The sequence below is a fragment of the Chryseobacterium sp. CP-77 genome (assembly GCF_036362765.1).
GTDB classification, from domain to species: domain Bacteria; phylum Bacteroidota; class Bacteroidia; order Flavobacteriales; family Weeksellaceae; genus Chryseobacterium; species Chryseobacterium cupriresistens.
In genome coordinates this window covers 535,744-552,794 of sequence record NZ_CP143637.1, presented here as the reverse complement: position 1 = coordinate 552,794, position 17,051 = coordinate 535,744, and the positions used below count along the sequence as shown (strand labels likewise).

The window sequence follows — 17,051 nt, the reverse complement described above, 5'->3', positions numbered from 1 at the left end:
TTTATTTTTACTGCCATGAAAATTAAAGACACAAAAAGTAAAGAAACGCTACAGGAACTCATTGACACGAAAGATTTCGTAGCGCATATTTCCGTTGACTGTACCATATTCGGCTTTCATAATAATATTCTGAAAGTTTTGCTTTTAAAATATCACGATCTGGATCTATGGTCACTTCCGGGTGGTTTTGTTTTCAATGATGAGGACCTGAGAGAAGCTGCTGAAAGGGTTTTGTTTGAAAGAACCCATCTTAAAGGATTATTTTTGAAACAGTTTCACACCTTTGGAAGAATAGACCGTACGGAGAATAATGTACATCAGATCCTTCTTAAAAATAAAGGAATAACCGTTCCTGAAGATCACTGGATATTCCAGCGTTTTGTTACAGTAGGTTACTGCAGCCTCATTGATTTTTCTCTGGCTGATACTTTCCCTGATGCTTTCAATGAAAGCTGTGAATGGTTTGAAGTCAACAACCTGCCTAAAATGGCATTCGACCACGACAGAATTATAGAGACAGGTCTTGAATACCTGAGAATGAATATCAATACAGAGGTTGCGGCAAGTAACCTGCTTCCTGAAAAATTTACCATGAAAGATCTTCAGGCTCTGTATGAAACTATTTTAGGACAAAAATTCAGAAGAAATAATTTTCAGCGAAAAATTTTAAGTTTAAATATTCTGGACAGAATGGAAAAACTGTATGACGGTTCGGCCAATAAAGCTCCATATCTGTATAAATTTAAAACTGAAGTTCATAATTCTACCAATCAGTATCCCATCTCTAATGATGAGGAGTCATAAAAATATAAATTTAACTCAAATCATCAACAAAGTAGCAGTAGCCCTCTGAAAATCAATAGTAAAACAAGTTTTTAAAAAAATTTTCAGAACATCACGAAAAATGTTACTTTTAACCAAATCAAAAAATCATGTCATATTATCCTCTTACAAGCATCCCTGATTATTATGGAATTGATGCTTTACTTACTGAAGAACATAAACTAATCCGCCAATCTGTGAGAGACTGGGTTGAAAGTTTTGTCATGCCGCAGATAGATCAGGCCGCTCAAAATCATACAGATCTTCCTAATCTTATGAGAGAATTGGGGAAAATCGGAGCATTGGGACCTTATATCCCGGTTGAGTATGGCGGTTCAGGATTAGATCAGATTTCTTATGGTCTGATTATGCAGGAGCTGGAAAGAGGAGATTCTGCAGTACGTTCTGCTGCTTCGGTACAAAGTTCATTGGTGATGTTCCCTATTAACGAATTCGGTTCTGAGGAGCAGAAAAAGAAATATCTTCCAAAACTTGCTGCCGGAGAAATGATCGGATCTTTTGGATTGACTGAGCCTAACCACGGTTCTGATCCTGGTTCTATGGAAACTTATTTTAAAGATATGGGAGATCATTATCTTTTAAATGGAGCAAAAATGTGGATCACCAACTCTCCTTTATGCGACATCGCTGTAGTATGGGCAAAAAATGAGGAAGGAAAAGTACAGGGATTGATCGTTGAAAGAGGAATGGAAGGTTTTACCACTCCTGAAACTCATAATAAATGGAGCTTGAGAGCTTCCAAAACCGGAGAACTGGTATTTAACAACGTGAAAGTTCCGAAAGAAAACCTTCTTCCTGGAGTAACAGGACTGAAAGGACCTTTATCTTGTCTGAATTCTGCAAGATATGGAATTTCCTGGGGAGTAATAGGTGCTGCTATTGACTGTTACTGTACTGCCGTTCAGTATTCCAAAGAAAGAAAACAGTTTGGAAAACCAATCGGTTCTTACCAGCTTCAGCAGAAAAAACTAGCTGAATTTTTAACAGAGATTACAAAAGCTCAGTTACTGTGTCTTCAGCTAGGAAACCTTAAAAATGACCATAAGGCAACTCCAGCCCAGATTTCAATGGCTAAACGTAACAACGTGAAAATGGCGATTGACATTGCAAGAGAATCAAGACAAATCCTTGGAGGTATGGGAATTATGGGTGAATTCCCGATGATGAGACATGCCGCAAACCTGGAATCTGTAATTACTTATGAAGGAACCCATGACGTGCATTTACTGATCACCGGATTGGATATTACAGGAATCAACGCTTTCTAAAAAATATACCAATATAAATAATAAAGAGTCTGGCCAATGGTCAGACTCTTTTGTTTACTCACTTTGCAGGGATTTTATATTCAATGAATAATTATTGATCTTACAAAGTTTTTGTCGTTTTATTAAATTTATTACTTTAATACCACACAAAAACAAACAATATGAAAAAAATCACAACTTTTTTACTAAGTCTTACAGCTCCATTTTACTTTGCCCAGCAGGCGGGTGATGTTGTAAGTGCCGAACAGAAACTGGATTTAACACCACAGGGAGTCATCAATTTTATAGCCAATAATCTTGGTGATCAGAATGCTCCTGAGTTTGCCAACTACCTGAACAGCTTCAATCTTGGGCTGAAAGGTTACAAAATCACCTATTACACCAAAAATGAGAACAACGTTCTTGTAAAAGCTACCGGATTACTCATGTATCCTAATGTACCTTTTAAACTCTCAACAGTGGTATCTGACCATGGAACTACAGACAGCAGACACAATGTTCCGTCTAATTTCAAAGGGGCTTTAACCGCTGGGTTTGTTGTTGAACTATCGTATGTACTCAACGGGTATATTCTGATGGCCCCTGATTACGTAGGGATGGGAACCGGGGACGGAACTCACCCATATGTAGATTATGCCACAGAAGCCGGAGCAACCATAGATTTTATCACCGCTGCCAATAAAGTACTGGCACAACTGAACATCAAGCGTTATGATGAATATTTCTTAGCCGGATATTCTCAGGGCGCTCATGCTGCTATGTCTACCTTAAAAAGGTTAAGCATATCAAATCCCGGTAATATCAAATTCAAATATGCTTACATGGGCGACGGCCCTTATGATTTTTCTGGAGTAACTTTAAATAAAGGAGTCCTAGAAAAAGATATCTACCCTTTCACCTCATTCCTGGCCAATGTCCTTCATACCTGCAACAATACGGGATATAAAACCTATAATAATGACATTTCAGAAGTTATTTCTGCAGAATATCTGGACAAATACAACTATCATGTCGTTCAGGATAACGGCGGACTTTTGTGGGGACCTGTTATATGGAGAAAGCTCTTTACCACCAGTTTCGTCAATGATGTTACCAGCAATCCCAATAACAAGCTAAGGCTATGCATGAAACCTAAGGATGTGTATGACTGGTACAATAAAACTCCAATGACATTGGGACATTCTACTATAGATTTAGCTATCCCGCCTGAAAATACTTCAAAAACCATTGATGTTCAGCGTGGCTATTATCCATGGTGGGATCTTAATAAATATAAGCTGGATTCTTTTTATTGGGGACCATTGGGCCATGTGGGTGGAATTCTGCCCTTCACTTTAGCTTCCAATGCCAAATTCAATACCCTGAGAAGCGGCGGCCTTCTTAATGAATGGGCGATTGCAGGTTCAATTTTCGGTAAGCAATCGGAGAAAACTTCTGAAAAACCTTCCCTTCTGTCTTCACAGATAAAACCGGACCTAGGTAGTATGCAGCTGGTTGAAATTACAGATTTCAATAAAGAAAAAGCCCAGAGCAGAACGGCCGGTAACCAAAATTTGTCAACCTTAAAAGACGGTGTTTATTTATTGAAAGTATCGGAAAACAATGAAAATAAAATAATTCCATACATCAAAAACACCCCTCAGGAAGTTACCGAAAACGAAATTGTACAATCTGTGACTGCATTGGTTTTGCAATTAAAAGTAGATCAGGATGAACTTACTGCTGTGAATATTTTTGATGAAAATAAAACCCTGATCAGAAGTATTTCCTCAAAACAATATCGGGATGCCGGAGGAATCAATATTCAGAATCTTGAAAACAAAAACTATACGTTTGAAGTTGTTACTCCATACTATAACCTTCAGTTCAGTAAATCGGCTGGCGGCATATTATCACCCGAAAGCAGTACTGATATTTATACCCTGAGACAACAGATTGTGGCTAAATCCGGGAATAATATTAAGAACATCAGCATCTACAGTATATCTGGCTCTGTCATAGTCCAGCAGGAAGTTAATAAACCGGTGTTTGAGTCCGGAAACCTGGAACCGGGAATATATCTGGTGCAGATCACTCTTTCTAATGGAAAAATCATCAATAAAAAAGTAAAACTATAAATCAATCACTCCTCTATATCTTCATTTCAAGTTAATTTTTGGCACTTCAGCAATGAAGTGCCTTTTTGTTCCGATAATTTTAAAATATTATAAATGCAGCATATCCCTTAAAACTTAAATCCGACACTAAAATATATTCTTGAAAAATCAAGCTGGCTGTTTCTGGAAATATTCAGACCAATAGGTCCTATAAGCGATTCATAGCCAAGATTTACTCCGTAGCCGAACATATCAAAACTATCATTGAAAGGAGAAAACTCTTCACTCACCTTTCCATAACTGAATGACGGGGTAAGATAGAGCTTTTTCATAATTCTGTATTGAAATGAGATGGCCGCCTTAGCTACCGAAGTCATCGGAAGTTCTTTCTGACGTAGACCATTGAATTCAGGGCTTAGCAGATCGTAATTGTATTCGCTGCCTCCCAGATTATACTTTTGGTTCAGGAACAGATACGGAACCTTATCTTCTTTTTTGGAACCGAAACTCGTTCCCAGAAACACATTTGCTTTTACGGTCAGCCTTCTTGTGATAGGATAGAAAAAGTTTTCATTCAGCGTGAATGAAACAAGGTTTTTAGGCTCGGAATAGTAAGATTCTTTCGGGTTAAGGATCTGATAAAGAAGAGGCTGTACCACATTCAGGTCATAAAGTTCATACTGATCTCCATAGTAAAGTCTTGTGCTCACCTGAAGATGATTCCCCGTGGTTGTAAAATACCTTTTATTAAGATTATTCTGTTCAAATTTCAGGAAAGTATTGAAATTGCTGTGGTTATACAGCTTTTTGCTGTAATTATCTACCTTCGACTGGTCTACTTTATCCAGTAAGCTGTACATTCTTTCCGTACTGAATTCTGTTCCCAATGACATATAGGCGTTTGGATTGATATTATAATTCAGTGCAATCTTTCCGGTTATATTGCGGTACATATGGTTAGGGAAACGGTCGCCGCCATCTTCACTGATATCATACAACCTGAAGTTCAGGTCATTACTTTTCAGGTGCACCATCTTGGCTTCCAGATCCAGCCATAAACGTTCACCACTATCCAGGAACTGCTGGTAAGCAAGTTTCGCTTTGAAACGTTCGGAAATATCTACTGTTGCCAGAAACCTGGATCTGTTCAGGAGAATATTTCTGTACGTATAATTGACAATAATTCCTACGGACTGTTCCGTATCATAGTGCAGCGCCAGTTTAAATGCTCCCTTTTTTGCTCTTTTCACAAAAACATTCATCACAAGACCGTCGTTTACATTCGTGTAGGTATAATACACCTTTACATACTGCCGCATTCCAAACACCCTGTCTATAGCTTCATTAACCGTTTTTACGTCGTAATACTTCCCTTCCGTAAGTCCCATCTGCTTTTTCAGCACTTCAATTTCTGCAGCATCTGTAATGGGTGTTCCGTCTTCTTCATTAAAAGTAAATTTAGTGGTAGGCAGTTTCACTTCTTCAATCATTGTATGCTCATACGTAATTCCGGCTTTGCGCTGAGCTTCTGCCAGAGCTACAAACTCAGGAAGATGCTTTCTCGCCTCCATCTCTCCTATTTTTATGATCCTTCTGAATCTGGCAAAATCTTTCGTGGTAATTTCTCCCAGAGGATCTACAAAATCAACCAGAATATTTGATAGTTCTTTCTGATGTTTAAAATCTTCTACAGAGCGGATGGCATGAGTCTGATAGATCATCTTCATCGGATTTTCAATCTCTTTTTTTGTAAAAAGTCTGAATCCGGTATAGCCTCCGATCACAAAATCGGCGCCCATCTCACGAACTTCATTAGCCGGATAATTACGGTCCAAACCGCCATCCACCAAAAGCTTTCCATCAATATAAACAGGAGCAAAGGCTGCAGGAATGGCCAATGTAGATCGAATAGCCAATGGTAGTGATCCTTCTTTCTGCATCACCAGACCTCCGTTTTCAATATCGGAGGAAGTAAGCTGCACGGGAATCCTCAGTTTGCTGAAATCATTGATATGCTTTGCATTAAACGTAAGCGTATTAAGTACTTCTCCCATGTACTGTCCTTCAATATAAGAGCTTGGAAGAGTCGGAAACCCTCTGACTACAGGAAATTCAAGGATATACTTATCATATTCGTCCTTCTCACTGATATTCACTTTATTGTATGGAATTTTATTACTCAGAATCCTGCTCCAGTCCATTTTATAGATCGTATGTTTCAACTGGTCAGCATTATATCCCATTGCATATAGGCCTCCCAGAATCCCTCCCATACTGGTTCCTGTGATATAATCTACTTTGATTCCCAATGAATCGATCATTTTTAAAATCCCGATGTGTGCAAATCCCTTTGCCCCGCCGCCACTGAGTGCAAGACCAAACTTTGTATCTTTGGTTACATTTTGAAGCGCAATATTCAGGGAATCATTTTTTTGCTGAGATTTGATAATAAGAGAAAAAGCAATAGCTAAAAATATCAGGATCTTTTTCATTGATGGGTGCTTAATGTATCTGATTTAAACTTTATAAGTTTTTAATAAGTAGTAAAGATACACAAAAAGTTACCTGCTTTATCACAACATTTCGTGAAGTAAACGATTCTAAGCCAGCTTATTTATTGAGAATACACATAGAAAAAAAACATATTAATACTAAAAATTTTTAATACGTTTTTATAGTTTCTATGAAATTTATATCTGGATTAAGAATTTCAAGGATAAGGCTTTTCACAGATTTCATGGCATCATCAATATTTCCTTTATCAAACTGCAGGGCAACCATTCCCTTTTTGGCATCTGCAAAACTCCAGATTCCGGTTTCAATCGGGAAACCCCAAAACTCAGGAAGGTGCTGTACTACGTAATGATAAATACAAAGCTGAAGGGCCTGCTTCCTGTCGCTGTTATGGAAATATTCATCTACGTTATCCTGATCAATCTTTACAGTAAGATTTTTAGTCCTGGCGGTTTTATAATCAATAATTCTAAGAGTACCGTTCAGTTTATCAATCCTGTCAATGAATCCGAAGAAAGAAATTTTATCATTTCCATCAAGAGGAAAATCAATGTTTTCAAACCTTCTTTCAATATCAATAATCTCCAGTTTATTGCCTTGCTTTATGAGTTCAAGATCATGATTCAGCACATTTTCAATGACCTTTTTAGCAATGGCTTTATGGATATAATTCATTCCTTTTTCGTAGAATTCCGGCTGGTGCTTCAGCTTTTCAATAGCGATATTTATATATTCATCTACTGCTTTAACTGAATTCTTTAAATCACTTTCTTTTAAAACCTTACCCTTTAACACCTCATACACTTCTTGAAGTGAATAATGAACCAGATTTCCGTAATTTTTTATCGACAGTTCTTCTTCAATTTCATCCGTTTCCGAAGTGTTTAAAATCTTGGAAAGGTAAAAATCAATCGGGTTGTAAAGATAGCTCGTCAGGTGGGAAGCAGATACTTTTTCCTTCCATTTCTGAAGACGCTCCTGTACAATTGGTGTCTTGGAAATTTCTATCGGTTTGGTGGCAATAGGCTCTGAAGAATTTTCAATAATGAGATGTTCGATCTCATGAGAACTCTCCATTTCAATCTGGGTAATGAAACGGCTCTTCTCTCCGGTATTCACTCCGGAGCTTAAAGCATTATATAGCAAATGGACATTCTTCGCATCCTGAATCAGCCTGTAAAAGTGATAGGCGTAAATGCTGTCATTTTCAAGAAAAGTATGCAGATCAAAGAATCTCCGGATATCAAAAGGAATATAGGTATTCTGTGAGTTTCCAAGCGGAAGTTTTCCTTCGTTGACAGAAAGCAGTATAACGTTTTCAAAGTTCAGAAGACGCGTTTCCAGTAATCCCATAATCTGAAGTCCTCGTAATGGTTCTCCCTGAAAATCGATACTTTCAGAATTGATATGCTGGTTGATCAGAATCTCCAGCGTTTCCATTTTAATCTCAATATTGTAGGGAGTCAACTGGTTTTTGATGATTCTGAAGGCGTTTTCAAAGTGAGAGACATTCTCATACTGGATATCGTCTATTTCAAGCCATTTTACCTGCTGGCAGAACTCAATAAGCATATCCAGATAACCATTGGTTCCTGTTGCTTTCTGAAGAAGGCCATAATAAGACAGGCCGCCCAGCAGTTCATGTAAAAGTTTTCTGGAAATATAAACGATATTCCGCTCTTCTACTTTAGCTTTAAACTCATTGATAATCTGTTCATCTTCTGCTGATTTCGGCAGCTCTTCCAAAATGGGGAAAACATCTCTGTAATAATAGGACAATTTGTTTTTTTCCAATTGTTTCTGCAGGTAGAAAAGACGTTTCACGGCATTGGAGAAAGACAAGTTTTTCAACGGAAATCCCATTGTAATATTCAAATTATCAACACCATGCATCACATCAAGACTGGCCGGAAGAAGGTTTTCATCCAGGAGTACAACTGCCGTATTGGAGTAGGTTTTATTATTGATCTCTTTAAAGATCTCAGGCAGCACTTTGGTCTGGGTTACATTCCCGGACACTTCGTATACCTTAATTTTTTTAGGTTGATTAAAATCGTCTTCTATCCATTGAAAAGCTCTGTTATCATCAAATTCTTTCCATGTTTTATGATTTCTAAGGAATTTTCCGGCTTCCTGTCTTTCATCATTAAAATAATAACGGTCTGCCTGAAAGAAACACTGCGCTTTATTCCACTGCAAAAGGCTTCTTACAAGCTTTTCTTCTACCGGAGTAAAGGCATTGAAGCCACAAAAAACAAATTCTTCTTTGGTATTTTTCGCAAAATCAGCAATTCTGGCTTTAGCCGCCTCATGAATCATTCCGGAAGTAGCCCAGTTTCTCTCCTGCAGTCTCTCCTTTAAAACCGGGAGAAAAACATTCATATTCTGCCAGAAATTAAGAAACTTCTTTCTTGGAACATCGTCATCCTCTCCAAGGTCCTGGGCCCATTCTTTGATCCTTTCCTCATCAAACATATACTGCAGTACTGCCTGATCGCTGTCTGAGAATTTCAGGATATCATCCCAGTCCTTCTGCAGCGTGGGAAACCATTTCAGAAAATCGGAAAAATCATCTCTTGGGATAAGATTCAGGCTTCGGTACACATCAAACGAGAAAAGCCACAACGGAATCCCCTGAATCGTCTGATGATCTGCTATTTTATTAATAAGCTCCTCAATCGTAAAAAAATTGGGGAGAAACCCTGAATAGTTATTTTCCTCCAGAATCTGTCTGATAAACACAATGGGACGTTTTCCGGGCAGAATGATATTAAACGCAGAAAGGTCAGTGTTTTGTGCCAGCAGTTCGTGGATGATCTTATTGAGGAATTTCAAAGGGTTTGGTAGCTTTTTAAGTTGTCTAGTTGTTCAGAAATCGACTGATTATATTCGGTTTGTTTTTCTTTATCAAGCCCATGACGGGTTTCTCTGTCGTAAGCCATCTGGAAGTTTTTATAATCAACGGATATTCCGTCGTAAATTGCTTTGAAATATTTGTTGTAGTCTCCTGAATTTTTGATTTTTTCAGCAACAGCTTTTCTGAATTTTCTTACAAATAATTCTGCAATATCAAAATGCTTCTGCTCATGAAGGAGAATATAATCATTCATTCTTTTGGTATCTTTCCATGATTTATCTTCATGAAACAGTGTTTTGATAGTAATGGCAACCGGTGCTTTGGGATCGGAGGATTTTTCAGCATAAAATTCCCAGCCACAATGGGTGTAAGCTGCCACATCAGGATTCTTCTTCTTGTTAACCGGGCTTTTAAAATTGTCCCAGGTTAGCTTTCTGCCTTCCTCCCAGAAAATTTTCTGCCCGTACACTACCTGCGCTGCCAGTAAACACAATACGAAAGTCAACTTCATTATTTTACTACAATGGTTTTTGTAATCCAGTTATTTCCTCCATTCCAGAATTTAAAAGTATAGGTTCCTTTACTTTGCGGGCTGAAGTTAATTTGATTTGCTCCTACATATTTCCCTTGTGTACAAGGGCCGTTGGTAATATATTTATAGGAAGTAACTGTTCTTTCCAGGTTATTATTGTAAACATAATCATATCCGTAAAATCCTTCACAATGAGACGGATAGGTGGAATACGTTTTTATGCTCTGTATCGCGTAAACGTCCATGGTATCATTAACAATTTTTACGCTGTCTATCTTGATTTTATCAATAGATTCGATGGTATGGTAATCATCATCATTACACGAAACCAGAAGCACGCCCAACAGGAATACTGAAGATCCAATATTTAAAAGTTTTTTCATAACCTTTACTTTTCTGATTATTAACAAATATTAGCAAAAATTATTCCTTATTTACATAAAAATCAGGAATTAAAATTACCTTTTGATACATAAACTACTTTCTTGGTATCAAAAAATTCTTCATCAAAATAGTGTTTAAGATTGAATATTTCACATTTAATTCCGGCAAGCTCTTCAGCAAGATCACCGCCTTTTAAATATAAAATTCCGTTGTGTTTAGGATTAAACTGTTCTTTTTCAAATTTCCCTTTCAGCCATCTTAAAAATTCCGGCATCTGGGTTACTGCTCTGCTGACTACAAAGTGGAATTTTTCTTTCAGCTTTTCTGCTCTTCCATGGATAGCCGTTACATTGGTCAATCCTACTCCGTCTGCCACAGCCTGTACCACACTGATTTTCTTCCCAATAGAATCAATCAGGGTAAATTCTACTTCAGGAAAAAGGATCGCCAAAGGAATCCCTGGAAAACCACCTCCGGTTCCGATATCCAAAACTTTGGTTCCCGGTGCAAATTCCATCACTTTTGCAATTCCCAACGAGTGCAGAATGTGCTTTTCATACAGTGATTCCATATCTTTTCTGGAAATTACATTGATCTTTTCATTCCATTCATTGTACAGATTTTCCAATTTGGAGAACTGTTCTTTCTGTTTTTCAGTAAGATCCGGGAAATATTTTAATAGTAACGATGCAGACATGTGAATTATTATAAACCGCAAAAATAAGTTTTATTTCTCTTGTATTCAAATCAACTTTTCCTGGTCCTGATGTAAATTCTGGTTTTCAGCACAATCCATCACTTTGCAATTCCCGGTATAACAGGGGCACTCAGGTTTCCTGACGGGCTCACGCTCTGTACGGCGAAAATATAATTGTCTTTAGAAAGCGGAATCTTCATAGAAAGTCCAGTGGTGAATATTTTTTTCTGCCACACCGCACTGTCTGTTTCTCTTGCCAGCACATAATACCCTGCTGGTATTCCGGATTTTGGCTTTTCCCAATGTAAAGTAGTGGAATTCGTCAGCTCTTTTACATCCATTTCAACTTTCTCCGGTTTTGAAGGAGATTTTGCAAGATTGGCAAGGACAGCAATATTGGCCGCAACATTCTTTTTCAGATATTTAAAATCGATAAATTCAGGAAGATCACCGTACCGCTTATTGTTTTCAACCCTAATATCCTGATGCTGATGGTCGTAATTTTCATAATATTCGGTCAGTCTTACAGAAGGAAATCCATTATTCACAAAGCTGGTGTGATCTCCTCCGCGCAGAAATCTGTCATTTCTATAGATCAGTTTGATCTCCAGCCCTTTCACATATTCTTCCGTAACTTCTTTGATATAGCGGGCCAGCTGTCTGGATTCACTGTCGTTTTCAAAACCAAGATTTCTGATCATCATTGCTTTTTTATCAAGATCTTTATAAGACAGGCCTTCGCTGAATACACGAAGTATACGGGTGTTGATCTCTCCGGTTTCTCCTGCTTTTGGATTGCCGATCATATCATTATTCAAAACCGCTTCCAGCTGCAGATTTTCTCTTTTTATTTTTTCAGCCAACTGTTTAGATCCCAACAGTGACTGTTCTTCACCGGAAAATGCTACAAAAATAATTGAAGCCGGAAACGAAGATTTGCTCAGTATTCTTGCGGATTCTATCACAGCACTTACTCCGCTGCCGTCATCATTGGCTCCCAGCGCTGCAGAAGTTCTGTTCATCACATCCGTTACCCTGGAATCCAGATGTCCTCCGATCAGGAAAATTCTTTTATCATTCGGATCTGTTCCTTTCAGAAAAGCAACAGCATTTCCAAGATTTACTGCTTTGTCAATTCGTTTTCCATCCGGCTGAATGTCTTCCTGCTGCAGATACACTTCCATTCTTCCACCCGAATTTTTAGCATAATCATTGAATTTTCTGATCACCCAGTTCCTTGCCGCACCTATTCCACGCTTTGGGTCATCTGTTGAACTTAGGGTATGCCGGGTTTCAAAGCTTACCAACTTCCCGATATATGATTTTAATGAATCTTCATTCACCTGCGAGACATATTTTTTCACTTCATCATCTTTTGAATGTTTTTGAGAGAAAAAAGAACAAGAAATGAGCAATAAAAAAACAGAATATTTCATAGAAGCGGTATTAGATTGTTTAAAGATACAAAACCTACACTGCAAAATTATTCCCTGCAATAATTTATTTTGAATTATGATTTTTTGGCTAAAATAAGATTGAAATCAATCTCTTACTTCAAAATAGAATATTTTTATAACCCAGAAGACAATTTGACAAAAACCTGATAAAAATCTTTAAAACACCCCTATTTTTATTACCTCCACACCACGTTTTTATTATATATTTGTTAAAATTCAAAAAAATACAATGGATAAACTTTCAGATAGAGTAAAAAGATTAGGATACTCACAAACATTTGTTATGTCAAACAAAGCCAGAGAAATGAAAGCCAATGGAATAGATGTGATCAGTTTAACTCTTGGCGAACCGGATTTCGATGTTCCGGACAATATCAAACAGGCAGCATTCGATGCCATCAATCAAAATTACAGCCACTATTCTCCGGTTCCGGGATTTCTGGAATTGCGCGAGGCTATTGCTTATAAATTAAAAAGGGATAATAATCTGGAATACAAACCTTCCCAGATCTGTGTTTCCAACGGAGCCAAACAGGCTATCATCAATGTTTTGGCAGCTATTATCAATGATGGCGATGAAGTTCTTCTTCCAGCACCTTACTGGGTAAGTTATGATGAGATGGTAAAAATGATGGGCGGAACTTCCGTAATACTTCCTACCTCGTATGTTACCGATTTCAAAGTGACTGCCGAACAGCTTGAAGAAGCTATTACAGAGAAAACCAAAGCGGTACTTTTCAGCTCGCCATGTAACCCATCAGGAGGATACTACACTTATGATGAATTAAAATCCATCGCCAAAGTAATTGCCAAATACCCTCAGATAACGATAATTTCTGACGAGATTTATGAATACATCAATTACGAAACGAATACCACTTCGATTGCCCAGTTTCCGGAAGTTTATGAACAGACAGCTGTAATCAACGGAATGTCAAAGGCATTTGCGATGACCGGATGGAGAATCGGGTATTCCGCATGTCCTGAATGGCTGGCAAAAGCTTGTGAAAAAGTACAGGGACAGATGACCAGCGGGGCCAATACGGTAGCACAGAGAGCCTCTATCGTTGCCCTGAAAGCAGATCCTTCCGAATACAGATACATGATTGATGCCTTCAAAAAAAGAAGAGATCTTGTCTATGAACTGATCAAAGAAATCCCGGGATTCAAAGTGGTCCTTCCAAAGGCAGCCTTCTATTTCTTCCCTGATATTTCGTATTATATCGGAAAAACCCTAGATGGAACAGAAATTAAAAATTCTGACGACTTTGCCATGTTCCTTCTGGAAAATGCCCATGTTGGATGTGTAGGCGGATTCTCTTTCGGAAGTCCGGAATGTATCAGATTCTCTTATGCCGCTTCTGAGGAAGAGCTGAGAGAGGCTATGAAACGAATTAAAGACTTGTTGGAGAAATTCAATTAACAAAAAACTAATAACCCCAAATAAAACGACAGCAATGAATCTGTTAAAAAAACTAACCATCGCTACAAGTATTGCCGCTGCAAGTTTTGCCGGATATGCTTTTGGACAGGATTTCCAGTGGAAAGAAGCTACTTCGAACGGCTACCAATACAGGTACGTAACCAATGACCCTACTTCTGCAAGGTATTACACTTTGAAAAACGGATTAACGGTTATTTTAAGTCCTACCAACAAGGATCCGAGAATCCAGACGTATATCGCCACAAAAGCCGGAAGTAAAACAGATCCTGCAGACCACACCGGCCTTGCCCATTACCTGGAGCATATGCTTTTTAAAGGAACCAACCAGTTCGGATCTAAAGACTGGGCAAAGGAAAAGCCTCTTTTAGACCAGATTGATGCTCTTTACGAAAAGTACAATCAGACTAAGGACGAAGCCAAAAGAAAAGAAATCTACAAAGAAATTGACAGGGTTTCAGGAGAAGCAGCAAAATTTGCAATCGCCAATGAATATGATAAAATGATGGCCGGTATGGGAGCTGATGGCACCAATGCCTTCACTTCTTTTGAACAAACGGTGTACACGGAAGATGTACCTGCGAATGTTCTTGACAAATTCCTTGCAGTACAGGCTGAACGATTCAGGGAACCGGTTCTGAGACTTTTCCACACAGAGCTTGAGGCCGTATACGAAGAAAAAAACAGATCTCTTGATGATGATGGAGACAAGGTTTTCGATACGATGTTTGCCAACCTTTTCCCTAACAACAATTACGGAAAGCAAACCACCATCGGAACCATTGAACACCTGAAAAACCCTTCTCTGCATGCTATCAGAGAATATTATAACAATTATTATGTTCCTAATAACATGGGAATCATCATGTCCGGAGATTTTAATCCGGATGAAGTGATTGCAAAAATTGACAAGGCTTTCTCTTATATGAAGCCTAAAGCAATCCCTGAATATAAAGTTGGACAGGAAAAACCGATCACTGCTCCGATTGTAAAAGAAGTGGTAGGACCGAATCCTGAAAACGTAATGCTTGGTTTCAGATTTCCGGGAGCTTCTACAAAAGACGCCAGAATGCTGAATCTTGTTGGAAATATGCTTACCAACGGACAGGCAGGGCTGATCGATCTTGATCTGGTAAAAAAACAGAAATTACTGGGTGCATACGCTGGTTCTTATGCATTGAAAGATTATTCCGTTTTACTTTTACAGGGTAAACCCACTGAAGGGCAGTCTCTGGATGAAGTAAAGAATCTTCTTCTTCAGGAAATTGACAAACTGAGAAAGGGCGAGTTTTCTGACGACCTGATTCAGTCAATCGTTAACAACGAAAAGAAAGGGATCATTCAAAAAGATGAAAAATACTCAACCAGAGCAAGTATTCTGATGGATGAATTCACTTCGGACGTTGACCACAAAACATCGCTGGAATATGTGGACGAAATTTCAAAACTGACGAAAAAAGATATCATGGATTTCGTATCCAAGTATCTTCAGAACAATAACTACGTTGCAGTTTACAAAAGAAAAGGGGAAGATAAGAGCATTGTAAAAGTTGATAAGCCAACGATTACCCCGGTTTCCGTTAACAGAGAAGACCAGTCTCCTTTCCTTAAAAAAATCGACGAGATGCCTGAAAACCCTATCGCTCCGGTATGGTTGAATTATGACAAAGACATTGCTAAAAACAAATTAGCTGATGTGGATGTACTTTCTGTAAAAAATACAGACAATGCTTTATTCAGAATGTATTACCACTTTGATTCAGGAAAATGGAACAACAAAATCCTTCCATTGGCAGCAGAATATCTTCAGTATCTGGGAACGAAAGATAAGTCTTCGGAGATCATCAGTAAGGAATTCTATAAACTTGCCTCAAGCTTCAATGTGAGTGCAGGAAACGAAGAAACTTACGTATCACTGGAAGGTCTGAATGAAAACTTTGATAAAACCATTTCTTTATTTGAAGATTTAATCAAAAACTGTCAGGCAGACCAGGCTGCTCTTGATGCTTACAAAGTTAGGCTTAAGAAAGCGAGAGCGAACGCAAAACAGAATAAAGGAGTAATTATGTCAGGATTGAGAAGTTACGCTCAATACGGTCCTCAAAATCCTTTCAACAATGTACTGAGCGATGCTGAACTTGATGCATTGAAAGCAGAAGATTTAATTAATGTGCTTCATGATCTGTTCAATTTCAAACATAAAGTATTGTATTACGGCCCCAAATCAGGAGATGAAGTGGTGGCAGCTTTGAAACCTGTCCACAAACTTCCTGCCACCCTGAAAGATTTGCCTAAGTCTAAAACTTTTGTACAGATCCCGACAGACAAGAACAAAGTATTATTTGCTCATTATGACATGGTGCAGGCAGAAGTGTTCTGGGTAAGAAATTCTGACCAATACAATCCATCTGCTACTCCAACGGTAAGTTTATTCAACAACTATTTCGGGGGAGGAATGGGATCTATTGTTTTCCAGACCATCAGAGAATCTAAGGCGCTTGCCTACTCCACGTATTCTTACTTTGCCCTTCCGAGTAAGAAAACAGACAAAGATATGGTGATGGCTTATGTAGGAACGCAGGCAGACAAATTCAATGAGTCTACAACAGCCATGAATGAGCTTCTGACTACCCTTCCGAAATCTGAGCAGTTATTTGAAACAGCGAAAAGCGGATTGAAAAAATCTATTGCCTCTGAGAGAATTACTCAGGATGGAATCATCTTCTCTTATCTGAAATCTCAAAAGCTTGGAAACAACTTTGACATGAGAAAGAATGTTTATGAACAGGCTCCCAAACTGTCTTTCACAGATATCAATTCTTTCCATGATAAAGAAATGAAGAATAAAAACTATACCTATTGCCTTGTCGCTTCTCAGGACAAAGTAAATGAGGCCGATATGCAGAAATTAGGCGAAGTAAAAAAACTTAATTTAACTGAGATCTTTGGTTATTAAAATAAA

At 38.2% G+C, this 17,051-nt stretch carries 11 protein-coding genes; 5 read left to right on the top strand and 6 right to left on the bottom strand.

The features are described from left to right. Nucleotides 1-15 precede the first annotated feature (15 nt). From V0410_RS02375 to V0410_RS02365, 3 genes are all read left to right on the top strand, one after another. Complete coding sequence (locus V0410_RS02375; protein ID WP_052186977.1) at nucleotides 16-804, top strand: NUDIX hydrolase; 789 nt, start codon at nucleotides 16-18, stop codon at nucleotides 802-804. A gap of 128 nt (nucleotides 805-932) precedes the next feature. Then, nucleotides 933-2,111 carry an acyl-CoA dehydrogenase family protein gene (locus V0410_RS02370; protein WP_110008646.1) on the top strand — a complete coding sequence of 393 codons (1,179 nt, stop codon included), beginning with the start codon at nucleotides 933-935 and terminating at the stop codon, nucleotides 2,109-2,111. A 161-nt stretch (nucleotides 2,112-2,272) separates the two neighbouring features. Then, entirely contained in the window at nucleotides 2,273-4,228 is a 1,956-nt protein-coding gene (locus V0410_RS02365; RefSeq protein WP_330746162.1) for a T9SS type A sorting domain-containing protein, read from the top strand. Nucleotides 4,229-4,335: 107 nt separating this feature from the next. Here V0410_RS02365 and V0410_RS02360 read toward each other — a convergent pair whose 3' ends face one another. The 6 genes from V0410_RS02360 to V0410_RS02335 form a co-directional block, all read right to left on the bottom strand. Then, on the bottom strand, nucleotides 4,336-6,699 hold the full coding sequence (locus V0410_RS02360; RefSeq protein ID WP_330746161.1) for a patatin-like phospholipase family protein: 2,364 nt from the start codon (nucleotides 6,697-6,699) through the stop codon (nucleotides 4,336-4,338). Between the two features lie 169 nt (nucleotides 6,700-6,868). After that, on the bottom strand, nucleotides 6,869-9,556 hold the full coding sequence (locus tag V0410_RS02355) for a PD-(D/E)XK nuclease family protein (RefSeq protein WP_330746160.1): 2,688 nt from the start codon (nucleotides 9,554-9,556) through the stop codon (nucleotides 6,869-6,871). Beyond that, complete coding sequence (locus tag V0410_RS02350; protein WP_330746159.1) at nucleotides 9,553-10,089, bottom strand: DUF922 domain-containing protein; 537 nt, start codon at nucleotides 10,087-10,089, stop codon at nucleotides 9,553-9,555. The genes V0410_RS02355 and V0410_RS02350 overlap by 4 nt, the downstream gene beginning before the upstream one ends. Beyond that, complete coding sequence (locus V0410_RS02345; RefSeq protein WP_330746158.1) at nucleotides 10,089-10,493, bottom strand: hypothetical protein; 405 nt, start codon at nucleotides 10,491-10,493, stop codon at nucleotides 10,089-10,091. Before V0410_RS02345 ends, V0410_RS02350 begins: the two co-directional genes overlap by 1 nt. 62 nt (nucleotides 10,494-10,555) lie before the next feature. Further along, the gene (gene rsmG, locus V0410_RS02340) at nucleotides 10,556-11,191 is read right to left on the bottom strand and encodes a 16S rRNA (guanine(527)-N(7))-methyltransferase RsmG (RefSeq protein ID WP_110008640.1); all 636 of its coding nucleotides are present in this window, start codon (nucleotides 11,189-11,191) and stop codon (nucleotides 10,556-10,558) included. Between the two features lie 98 nt (nucleotides 11,192-11,289). After that, nucleotides 11,290-12,627, bottom strand: coding sequence for a M20/M25/M40 family metallo-hydrolase (locus V0410_RS02335; RefSeq protein WP_330746157.1), 1,338 nt, complete (start codon nucleotides 12,625-12,627; stop codon nucleotides 11,290-11,292). 250 nt (nucleotides 12,628-12,877) lie between these two features. Here V0410_RS02335 and V0410_RS02330 point away from each other — a divergent pair, with 250 nt between their 5' ends. Then, the gene (locus V0410_RS02330) at nucleotides 12,878-14,071 is read left to right on the top strand and encodes a pyridoxal phosphate-dependent aminotransferase (protein ID WP_330746156.1); all 1,194 of its coding nucleotides are present in this window, start codon (nucleotides 12,878-12,880) and stop codon (nucleotides 14,069-14,071) included. A gap of 34 nt (nucleotides 14,072-14,105) precedes the next feature. Next, nucleotides 14,106-17,045: a M16 family metallopeptidase gene (locus tag V0410_RS02325; RefSeq protein ID WP_330746155.1), complete on the top strand. Its 2,940-nt coding sequence runs from the start codon at nucleotides 14,106-14,108 to the stop codon at nucleotides 17,043-17,045. Nucleotides 17,046-17,051 lie beyond the last annotated feature (6 nt).

Bases quoted from the DNA above. Each gene is read 5' to 3' on its own strand.
- V0410_RS02375 (WP_052186977.1), top strand. From the start codon at position 16: ATGAAAATTAAAGACACAAAAAGTAAAGAAACGCTACAGGAACTCATT.
- V0410_RS02370 (WP_110008646.1), top strand. From the start codon at position 933: ATGTCATATTATCCTCTTACAAGCATCCCTGATTATTATGGAATTGAT.
- V0410_RS02365 (WP_330746162.1), top strand. From the start codon at position 2,273: ATGAAAAAAATCACAACTTTTTTACTAAGTCTTACAGCTCCATTTTAC.
- V0410_RS02360 (WP_330746161.1), bottom strand. From the start codon at position 6,699: ATGAAAAAGATCCTGATATTTTTAGCTATTGCTTTTTCTCTTATTATC.
- V0410_RS02350 (WP_330746159.1), bottom strand. From the start codon at position 10,089: ATGAAGTTGACTTTCGTATTGTGTTTACTGGCAGCGCAGGTAGTGTAC.
- V0410_RS02345 (WP_330746158.1), bottom strand. From the start codon at position 10,493: ATGAAAAAACTTTTAAATATTGGATCTTCAGTATTCCTGTTGGGCGTG.
- rsmG (WP_110008640.1), bottom strand. From the start codon at position 11,191: ATGTCTGCATCGTTACTATTAAAATATTTCCCGGATCTTACTGAAAAA.
- V0410_RS02335 (WP_330746157.1), bottom strand. From the start codon at position 12,627: ATGAAATATTCTGTTTTTTTATTGCTCATTTCTTGTTCTTTTTTCTCT.
- V0410_RS02330 (WP_330746156.1), top strand. From the start codon at position 12,878: ATGGATAAACTTTCAGATAGAGTAAAAAGATTAGGATACTCACAAACA.
- V0410_RS02325 (WP_330746155.1), top strand. From the start codon at position 14,106: ATGAATCTGTTAAAAAAACTAACCATCGCTACAAGTATTGCCGCTGCA.